Source organism: Shewanella sp. ECSMB14101 (genome assembly GCF_000773485.1).
GTDB lineage: Bacteria > Pseudomonadota > Gammaproteobacteria > Enterobacterales > Shewanellaceae > Shewanella > Shewanella marisflavi.
On record NZ_JSFF01000028.1, the window covers coordinates 46025 to 55980 of the forward strand.

The following is a 9956-nucleotide window of genomic DNA, read 5'->3' on the forward strand; positions in this document are numbered from 1 at the left end:
GACGTTAAAGAATAAAATCTTGAACTAGATCGCGATGATCGCAATTGTCTCCCCTTAGCTGCCGTAAACCTTAACCCTCTTGAAAGATGCAGCGTGACTCATAAAAGATCAGACTAAACGAATATCACTGTTCGCGGTGAGTGCAACAGCAAATAAATAAGGGCCTTTTAAGCGTTTATTGAGGGGAATAGAGTCTTACAAGAAAAAGAAAAAGAAAAAGGGCCGCATAAGCGGCCCTTTAATCCTATTTACTCTTTGAGCATTAACTGGCGAATATATTTCACCGGCGCACTACCGTAACTTAAGAACTGCTCATGGAATGCTTTTAGGTCAAAGGACTCTCCTTGCTTTGCTTTAAGCTCTTCTCGGAAGTCATAGATCTCACGATAACCGGTATAGTAACTGGTTAACTGCACCTGACTCAAAGTCGCTCGACGCCATTTGCCTTCAGCCTCAGCCGTCTGCTGAAACGCTTCTTCAGTCATCAGCTTTATGGCTTGCTCTTCTGTCATCCCCTTCACTTGAATGCTGTAATCCAAGAGGGTGTTGGCAATCACTCTGAGGTTCCATTTGTAATACATAAGCCACATCTCTGGCTCGAAATTACCATACCCCTCTTCCAGCATCATACGCTCAGCATAAACCGCCCAACCTTCTACCATGGCACCATTGCCAAATAGGCTCTTAATAAGACTTGGAGATTCGTTGGAGTAGACCAATTGAGTGTAATGCCCTGGGATCGCCTCATGAATATTGAGCACCTGCAAGATCCAATGGTTGTACTCTCTTAAGTAACTTTCAGCTGAAGCATCGCTCATAGCATCGAGTGGTGTCACGTTATAATAGGTGTTACCCGATTTTTCATAGGGTCCAGGTGCGCTAATGGACGCCCCGGCAAAACCACGCATATATTCAGGTGTTTCTCGCACCACTAGGGGCTTGTTAGGGTCCAGAGTAATAAGCTGATTTTCATTAACGAATTTCACCAGCTCTGGGATCTGCGCCCTCACCTCAGCGACAAAGTCCCCACGCTTCACATGGCGAGATGACAGCTTATCGATCAACTGACGTGTGGCCACCTTGCTGTCACTTGGCATCTGTGAGTCAAAATATTTTGACCACAACTGCTTAGTGATCTTTGCCATCTCCCCCTGAACTCTCGCCTTGTCGGCTAGCGCCTTTTCATACAGTTCCTTGGCTGACATGCCAGATTGAATATCGAAAGCGAACTTTTGCTCATAAAGTTCCTCGCCAATCCTGAAACTACGAGCGCCTTCTTTTTGCAATTTCGCCTCTAAGGCCGTTAACCACTGGATATGTTGCTCAATGGCGGCAACAGCGAGCTTAAAACGTTCATTAAACAGTGCCTGCTCTTGCTGCGTTAAACCGGACGCCGCAACCTGCTTTAGTAAGTCATCAGAAAACACACTAAAGGCGCCCTTATTTTGCATGATCGCCAGCTGGGTGTGCTCAAGTGTTGGCTGAGCAATATTGTCTTGCGCCGCGGCATAATAGGCAGGCACATTTTCCATACGCGCTAAGAAAGAACGCAGACGCTCGTCGAGTGGCGCAAAATTCTCATTGATCAACTGGGCGAAACCACCGGCTACATTATAGTTGGCGGGGTTCCACTGCCAGGACTTAAAAGTTTCTATGTCCCATCGTTCCTGTAGCAACAGGTTTTCGATAAGCTTGTAATCAATCAGTTCGCTTGCCGTTAGGGCATTGAGATCATAACGCGTGAGAGCGCTTAGCTGAGCTGCAACAAATTCGAGTGATTGCTGACGGCTTAGCGCATCTGGCACCTTAAGCACACCATCATACTTGTGATAACCGCTATAAAGCGCCCAAGTTGGCGACTGTTGCCAAAAGGCGTCGATAAATTGCGTAGAAAACTGCTGGAAGCTTTGTGCTTGTACCTCAGTCGCAACAATTTCTTGAGCTTGCTGAGTCTGACATGCGGTTAAACCACCCAAGCCAAACACTATGGCTGCGGCAATGACGCTTTTTTTCATAATGAGATTCCCTTAATTCTTATTATCACGCTTTGATTAAACGCGTTTTTTCCTAATTGTTTTTCTTGTGGTAAAGCTGGACCATAGTAAATCATGTTGCAGAACAAAATGCAGCAAGGTGACAGAGTTAGACAAGCTTTGTTACAAACCTTGAGAAACTCCCTTGGCCAACCTCAGGACACGCTTTGACAAGCCATAGCTGACCACTACACTCAAATAATAGATCTAGTGAGGTACTTATGAGCTTAGGTCCTAGCTGGTTATCGTTTAATTGGCGCCATTGGGTAGTGCAATTTTTTTGTATCTTGCCGTTATCTCTCGGCGCGACTACGGCCATACCATTTAAGGTAAGGGCTTTTGGCAATCAAAATAATTCATCACAAACCAGCTAACCAAGCCTAATCACTATCACGACTCAGGAGTGGGCCCCCTATCACACCCAGCGTAGAGATGATGCTGGCAAGCTACACACCCAAGGCTATGGGATCACAGCACTGGATTGTGTAATGGCAAAAATGAAGCAGCCTTATAAAGTGATTTTTCTACCTTGGGGCCGAGCACAAAATAGTGTTAAGAAACAAAAATATGATGCTTTCTTCTCGGCATCTCGAAACGAATGGCGTGACCAGTTTGCCGTACTCAGTAACACTTTTATCCAGCAGGAATGGAATTTCTACTTTCATAAGCATTATAAGATCCCCCAAACTGACTCACGCCTGAAAACCGATACTATCTTTGGCGCTCGAATCCACTCAAACAGTGCCCATTGGTTAATAAAACAAAAATTTCAGCGAGTTAAAACCTACCCGAGCATAACTGAATTGGTTAAACTCCTGATGGCAAGGCGTATTGATGCGGTAATGGAAAACGCCCTCTTGTTTAATGAACATCTGCGCCAATCGGGAATTGCATCGGACACCTTTGTGATGCGCCGCAATATACGTTTTGATTTAGGGGTCTATTTTGGTAAACATTTTCTGAAAAAATACCCAGACTTTCTCAGTCAATTTAACCGCTACACCAACGAATGTCGTTTTAGCTACCCTTAATGGACTGAAGGCTTGAGCCTAAACTCCGCCCAGATTGGATTATGATCGGAAGCCTGGCTATTAAGAGACTCGGCGGCAACCAAGTTCAAGCCACGATAATAAAGATGATCAAGCGGCAAGCCAAACACGCGATGGCGTTGATCGACTTCGTAAACCGCCTCTTTCAGCTTTAAGCTGTGGGCTAACTGATCAACATATGCCATACGTTGGCCTCGCCAGGTATTAAAGTCACCGCCTATGATCACCGGGCCATGATGTGAACTCACCTTACGCACTATCTGCTGCCATTGACCCCGGAAGCTCTTCAGTTGCCAGTCGAAATTGATGCCATGTAGATTGACTACCAAAAGGGTTTGCCCATTAGAAAGACGATAATGTGACATAAGTGTGGATTTAGCAAAACGGATCCAAGGCTCAATCGCATGATAAGCACAGGCATCATGGGCCTGCTCAGTAGAGAGGTTCATCACGCCAACGGGTGACTTAAGCAATGAAAAGGCTTTGGCCATTACAAGGTGTAAACCTCCTTGTGTCAGGTATTGGCTCAACTTATCGTTAAGCTTAGCCTCTTGGAGTAAAAGCAAGTCGCTGCGCTGCGTCATTTTACTGAGATCGGTCTGCCAACCCGCCTTTTGTTGTTTATAGATGTTCCAAACACCTACCCTCAGGCGACCATCTATATCTAAGGGCTTTGCCGTACCCGCAGCTAAACATTGAGAGACAAAAACCGGTTCAACCTCACTCATCATCACCTCTGGCTCGCCATTTAGGTAGCGCACTACAAACCCATAAACTGCCGCACTTACGAGTAATAATAGTAATGTTTTTCCCCCTAGCCGGATAAATGTTCGGGGCCGACCTGTGTTTAGAGTCACATATTCACCTTGTTGGAAATGAAAATAGCGCTTTAGTGCCAGCGAGATAGCCATTATGATATCAAACAGGCAAATTAAAGCCCTAGGCGATTATCACAGGCCTGGGCAACGACAATCTGGGCGCAAACCAAGTATATGGAAAATGTACATCAATTTCTCGCCATCGTGGGCGTTCTCATCTATTGGTTGCTTCTGGCGGCTATAGCACTGCGATTGGTGATCAAGCGCCGAACCATAGGTGTCTCTTTTTCCTGGTTACTGGTGATCTACTTCTTACCCTTGGTCGGTATTATTGCCTATATCCTCTTCGGTGAGCTGCATCTTGGACAAACCCGTGCCAGTCGTTCTAAAGCAATGTTTAAACCTTATAGCAAATGGTTTGCAGCCCTTTACCAACACCCCTTGCACACACCAGAGCGACAAAGCAATTATGCCAGAGCCATCAGCCAGTTATGTGACACCCAATTGGGGATCCCCTCCCTAAGTGGCAATCAACTCTGCTTACAACACACACCAGCCGATATTCTGCACTCTATCATCGATGATATTAACGCTGCACAAACCAGTATCGTGATGGAATTCTATATCTGGCACCCTGGTGGTATGGCCGACGATGTTGCTAAGGCCGTAATGGCTGCAGCCAAAAGAGGGGTTCATGTCAAACTCCTCTTAGATGCGGCGGGTAGCCGTACCTTTTTTAAATCCTCTTGGCCTTCTCAGCTTCGTAGTACAGGTGTCGAACTTTCCCAAGCCCTCACCGTCAGTCCACTAAGGATGTTCTTTCGTCGGCTCGATCTGAGGCTACATCGCAAGATAGTGGTGATCGATAATATCATTGCCTATACCGGGTCAATGAACCTGGTCGATCCAAGGTTCTTTAAGCAACGCGAAGGCGTTGGCCAATGGATAGATGTCATGGTGCGTATGGCCGGGCCAGCGGTACCTGTGGTCAACGCTGTGGCCGCCTGGGATTGGGAGGTAGAGACTAGCCAGCGCCTACTGCCACAAGCTCCTGGAATCGCGCATCAGTGTAATGGCGCGGATTCTTTAGTACAGGTGATCCCCTCTGGACCGGGTATGCCTGAAGAAGTGATCCATCAGGTGCTGCTGCAAAGTCTTTACCAGGCACAGCACAAGATAGTGATAACTACCCCCTATTTTGTCCCGAGCGAGAATCTGTTAGATGCATTAGTGACTGCGGCGGCTCGCGGTGTCGACGTCAACATAGTGATCCCACAGAAAAATGACTCAACCATGGTCAAATGGGCCAGCCGCTCCTTCTTCTCCGAGTTGCTTAAAGGGGGCGTTAAAATCCATAGGTTTAGAGGTGGGCTGCTACATACTAAGTCAGTGGTTGTGGATCAGGAACACTGCCTCATCGGCACAGTGAATATGGATATGCGCAGCCTATGGCTCAATTTTGAACTCACGCTGGCAGTAGATGATAAGGCTTTCGCCCAATCACTCAATTCACTGCAGCAAGATTACATGGCGAATGCCGAGACCCTTAACTACAAACGCTGGCAACAACGTCCCTTATATCAGCGTTTCATCGAGCACTTATTTTATCTGTTCAGCCCATTGCTATAGGGTCATTTGTTCTTGGAGATCTCTGGGTTATTGTTAGCCCAAGATAGCGCGCGGTAAAAACCAAAAGAGGGCAACAGCCACCAAGGACGGCCATCACTAACCTCGACATGTAGCGGATTATCAATCTGTAACAATACAGGTTCATGCCATTTAGCTAGGGGAAATAGGTGGCCAGTTACCGGATGACGGCGCATTAACTCAAGAATTTCACCACTGTCGATGGCGCGCTCCAAGCCCAATTTCAAACGTTCTGCCAGATCAACGTTGGCTTTATCCACATAGAAGAACATATTAAAAGGATAGGCCAACAGCAGATCATCAAATAGCACTAAATCATTACCATTAATGACATGGTACTGTTCTATCTCGCTATACCCTTCATGTATCCCGCGTGGAAAATAGTCGCAGCGTCCTTTGGACAACATCAAAAAGTTAGATTCGAAACGGTTAACAGTTAACACAGGCAACCCGGCAGACTTTAGAATATCGGTATCAGGCCAATGCTGCCCCTGACATGCCGTGTATTTGGCAAGATCCTCGATTGTTTGTATTTGAGTGAACTTGTAACGATCGCCTTTACGAATGATGAGTGAACGAACCCCCAGGATCCCGCCAAGGATATCAATAGGTATGGCACGATAATCTCTATTTCGCTGTGGCTGTGCACCTGCCCATACGACATCAAGATAGCGGCTATTTTCAAGCAGACGAAACCAACGCCCCTGAGTGATAGACTCGGTACTCACAACCAGTTGCGCCGGGCCAAATTCAGGCTCTGTCAGATCCAGTGATAAAGAAATTAATGCCGTAAAATAGGAATGTGCGGTGTCGTTAGCGGACTGTGCCGCACTGGTGCGGATAACCTGTGGTTGCAGTTGTTCGTCAGCACGAGAGTATTTGCCCACCTCAATGACGATGAGCGACACAAGCAGCAAAAGGTAAACCCAGTAGTGCTTCATAACACTCACCCGTTATCTAATCTAGGGTTAATTTTAGACACGCAGTGTGGGTTTATCCATCGATTCGAAAAGAGTAGATAAAAAAATACCTACACACGGTAGGTATTTAGAGGCGATCAGTGAAAAGCGTTAATTCTGTTTTCTAACAAACTTAGATTTCAGCATCATCTGGCCGTGGCCATCGACCTTACAATCGATATCATGGTCGGCATCAACAAAACGGTTAATCACAGCTTTGGTGCCCACTTTCAGCGTCAGCGAAGTACCTTTTACCTTAAGATCTTTGATCAGAGTAACCTTATCACCCTCTTCTAACAGATTACCCACGGCGTCTTTTAGGATGATGGCATCGGGATCGACAACCACTTCATTAGGGTTCCATTCATGAGCACACTCAGGACAGATCAATAATGAGCCATCTTCGTAAGCATAGGTTGACTCACATTTTGGGCATGGTGGAATTGTATCGCTCATAACTCTTTCTCTATTCATTAAAAAGGTAAGGATCAGTCGTGGCATTTGGCCCACTCACTATAAGTGGTGCAACCCGTGATGACACACAACTGGTCAAAATGATAATCGTATTATAATAAAATTATCATGAATCGGCTAGCTAAGATTCTAGCACGCCCCTAGTGGCTACACTTTCACCTTGGGGTTCTTAGTAGGTTCAGCCTGACCATAACTGACCCCATGTTGCTCAAGATAACCGCGGATCAACTGCCTAACGACCTGGGATGGGGTTAGATCTTGAGAGGCGCAGAGTTGTTCAAACGCCTGTTTCTTACTGGGATCGAGTAGTACGGTAAAGCGTGCCGTCTTATTTTCCATAGCCTATACCTCAAACAAAACATTATCATTTGATTATAATCATTAAGGCCAGCTCTGCCTATAGTTAAGCATTCCAATTAAATAAGGTCATAAAGAAGAGATAGGAAAAACAGACACAAAAAAAGACGCCCTTAGGCGTCTTTCTCTTTGAATTTGGCGGTGAGTGAGAGATTCGAACTCTCGATACGTTGCCGTATACACACTTTCCAGGCGTGCTCCTTCAGCCACTCGGACAACTCACCGAATCGTCATTGCTTTTCCAAATGGAATCACATCAACGGAGCGGTACTTTACGCAAATCACTAAACAGGGTCAAGTTAAAAAACTGTCTGCTCAGGCATTTGCGTAATAGATAGCCAATTTGTCGACCAAGCGAGCTATTTAAATTTGCTTACCAGATCAGACATGGAGCTCACATCGTTAAGCAGTGACTCATTAAGTTGGCTGAGACGATCTGAGACCTCATGAGTATTGCGATAGATATCACTGATCTTCATCGCATTTTGGTTGACCTCTTCTGATACGGCCGACTGCTCATGGGTGGCCGCAGCGATCTGCTCGTTCATGCTATCGATCACGCTGACCTCACTGACGATACGGATCAGTTCCTCACCGGCTCGCTTAGACTCAAGTACACTTGTCTGTGCTTTACTTCGGCCACTTTCCATGGCCTTAACCGCGATCTTCGCACCACGCTCTAACCTTTCGGTCATGCTACGAATATCTTCGGTTGAGGTTTGCGCCCTTTGTGCAAGGCTACGCACCTCATCGGCTACCACGGCAAAGCCTCGGCCCATCTCACCTGCCCTCGCCGCTTCAATCGCCGCATTGAGCGCCAGTAAGTTGGTCTGCTCCGCAATACCGCTGATCACGCCAAGTACATCGACAATTCCCTTAATATCATCATCGAGGTTGTTAATGGCTTCGGCTGCACCGGCTATTTCATGTGCCAGTTCATTGATCGAATCTGCGGTGCGCTCTACCTCCAGGCTGCCCTCTTTGGCCTCCTTGTTGGCAAGCGCCGAGGCTTCTGAAGCTTGCACAGCGTTTTGTGCGATCTCTTGTACCGTGGCGCTCATCTCTGTCATCGCCGAAGCCACCTGATCCACTTCGCTATGACCACGAGCAACATCTTCTCGCATAACACGGGCGCAGCCTTCCATCTCCTGAGAGGCGGTAAGCAAGCCTTGCGTATTGGTTCGCACCATACCAATCACTTGTTCGAAATCGGCCATCATATGGTTAAATGCTTCACCAAGTTCACCAATCTCATCTTTACCATTGAGATCAACCCTGACACTGAGATCATAGTTTTTCTGAGATTCTGTCACCTTATGGTAGAGATGCCTGAGTGAGCCATGTAGATAGCGCCCTATAAAGAGAGATAACAAGATCACAACCAAGCCTGATACCAACATCACAATAATCACGCCAACCATGAATGATTGGGCTTTGGATAATGATTCACGGGTATCGCTAATCAGAATTTTGGATAACTTACCCTCAAACTCTCGAAGTGCATCAATACGGGCTGTCGACTTAGCGAACCATTCGGTAGAACTTTGAGCGCTGAGCGCGTTGGGATCTTGGCCCATAGCGGTTTCTCTTAGCGCAGAGACAGCCATAAAGGCAGGCGATGAGGCCACTCGCTGATAATCAGCCTTAACATCTTGGCTTGCAAGGGCCAAAAAACGCTCCTGATAGGTATTTTGCTCTGAGACCAGATTGACAAACTTAAGGTACATGCCGGGTTTAAAGGCGCTATTGCCGAAGGTAGAACTAAGTACAGCACGCTCGATACCCGCACGCTCTTTCATCTGCAAATAGGCGGCAAAACTTGCCGACTCGACCGCAATTTGGCGACTTGCGCCTTGCTGGCTGGTTTGGTCAACAATGGCCAATAACAAGGCGTTGAGCTTAGAATAGTACGCCACCTCTTCTGGCACAGTGATAGTCAAGCTATCAACCCGTCGGCGGATCTCACTTAACTGATCAATCATCTGATTGACTTGGCTCATTTGCTGAGTAAATGCTTTGGGTAAATCATGATTTGCTGTAAAGGTCTTAAAGTTATTGAGTTGCTCATCACTGAGCTGACGCTGCCTTGGCAGTTTATCGCCAAAGTTCTTACCCTTAGAGCCAAGGAACCCTGCACTCATGCCACGCTCTTTTTGCAATTCATGAACAAAATCACTGTTAACCACCGCCAACTCAGACAGGGTTTCAACCTGACGAAGCCCTTGATGCAGTTGATATTGGCCATACACAACAAACAGACCGAAAAACGTCGCCCCTAAAATAGGGGGTACAATCACCAGCAAAAGTTTGTTTCTTATTTTGAGATCACTGATCCATTGCATATTCATCTTACGTTATCCCTAACCGTAGCGGGTTGATATGACGATATCGAAAACCAATTAAGGCTTTCCAAGTAGCGTATATTTACAGTAGTAACACTAGCATAAAAAAATAATGTTTAAGCAAAAGTCGCGTTAAAACATGTACTAAAGGAATCAAATATTAGCAACTTTTGTTTTAGCATGACTCGTATGGCTTAACAATGCGCTTAAAGTCTAGTATAGGCTGTCGCTTACATGGTTAGGGATATAAAAAAGGTTCATCGCGGATAAGCGGGGA

8 protein-coding genes and 1 tRNA gene are annotated in these 9956 nt (G+C 46.3%); 2 read left to right on the top strand and 7 right to left on the bottom strand.

Annotated elements, in window-relative coordinates; all coding sequences use genetic code 11:
* Nucleotides 1–248 precede the first annotated feature (248 nt).
* Entirely contained in the window at nucleotides 249–2015 is a 1767-nt protein-coding gene (locus tag NY07_RS16870; protein ID WP_033540535.1) for a DUF885 domain-containing protein, read from the bottom strand.
* Nucleotides 2016–2521: 506 nt separating this feature from the next.
* Between NY07_RS16870 and NY07_RS16875 the strand changes: the two genes are divergently transcribed.
* Nucleotides 2522–3064, top strand: coding sequence for a substrate-binding periplasmic protein (locus NY07_RS16875; protein WP_033540536.1), 543 nt, complete (start codon nucleotides 2522–2524; stop codon nucleotides 3062–3064).
* Here NY07_RS16875 and NY07_RS16880 read toward each other — a convergent pair.
* Nucleotides 3061–3939, bottom strand: coding sequence for an endonuclease/exonuclease/phosphatase family protein (locus NY07_RS16880; RefSeq protein ID WP_258311763.1), 879 nt, complete (start codon nucleotides 3937–3939; stop codon nucleotides 3061–3063). The genes NY07_RS16875 and NY07_RS16880 overlap by 4 nt on opposite strands.
* 135 nt (nucleotides 3940–4074) lie before the next feature.
* Here NY07_RS16880 and cls point away from each other — a divergent pair, with 135 nt between their 5' ends.
* A complete protein-coding gene (gene cls, locus NY07_RS16885; RefSeq protein ID WP_033540537.1) occupies nucleotides 4075–5529 on the top strand; it encodes a cardiolipin synthase in 1455 nt (484 codons plus the stop codon).
* 2 nt (nucleotides 5530–5531) lie between these two features.
* Here cls and NY07_RS16890 read toward each other — a convergent pair whose 3' ends face one another.
* The 5 genes from NY07_RS16890 to NY07_RS16910 all read right to left on the bottom strand — a co-directional run bounded on the left by NY07_RS16890 (nucleotide 5532) and on the right by NY07_RS16910 (nucleotide 9685).
* Nucleotides 5532–6488: a hypothetical protein gene (locus NY07_RS16890; protein WP_052125869.1), complete on the bottom strand. Its 957-nt coding sequence runs from the start codon at nucleotides 6486–6488 to the stop codon at nucleotides 5532–5534.
* 129 nt (nucleotides 6489–6617) lie between these two features.
* Complete coding sequence (locus NY07_RS16895) at nucleotides 6618–6962, bottom strand: zinc ribbon domain-containing protein YjdM (protein WP_033540538.1); 345 nt, start codon at nucleotides 6960–6962, stop codon at nucleotides 6618–6620.
* A 165-nt stretch (nucleotides 6963–7127) separates the two neighbouring features.
* Entirely contained in the window at nucleotides 7128–7319 is a 192-nt protein-coding gene (locus tag NY07_RS16900; protein ID WP_033540539.1) for a ribbon-helix-helix domain-containing protein, read from the bottom strand.
* A gap of 154 nt (nucleotides 7320–7473) precedes the next feature.
* A tRNA-Ser gene (locus NY07_RS16905) sits at nucleotides 7474–7561 on the bottom strand.
* Between the two features lie 135 nt (nucleotides 7562–7696).
* Nucleotides 7697–9685, bottom strand: coding sequence for a methyl-accepting chemotaxis protein (locus tag NY07_RS16910; RefSeq protein ID WP_033540540.1), 1989 nt, complete (start codon nucleotides 9683–9685; stop codon nucleotides 7697–7699).
* Nucleotides 9686–9956 lie beyond the last annotated feature (271 nt).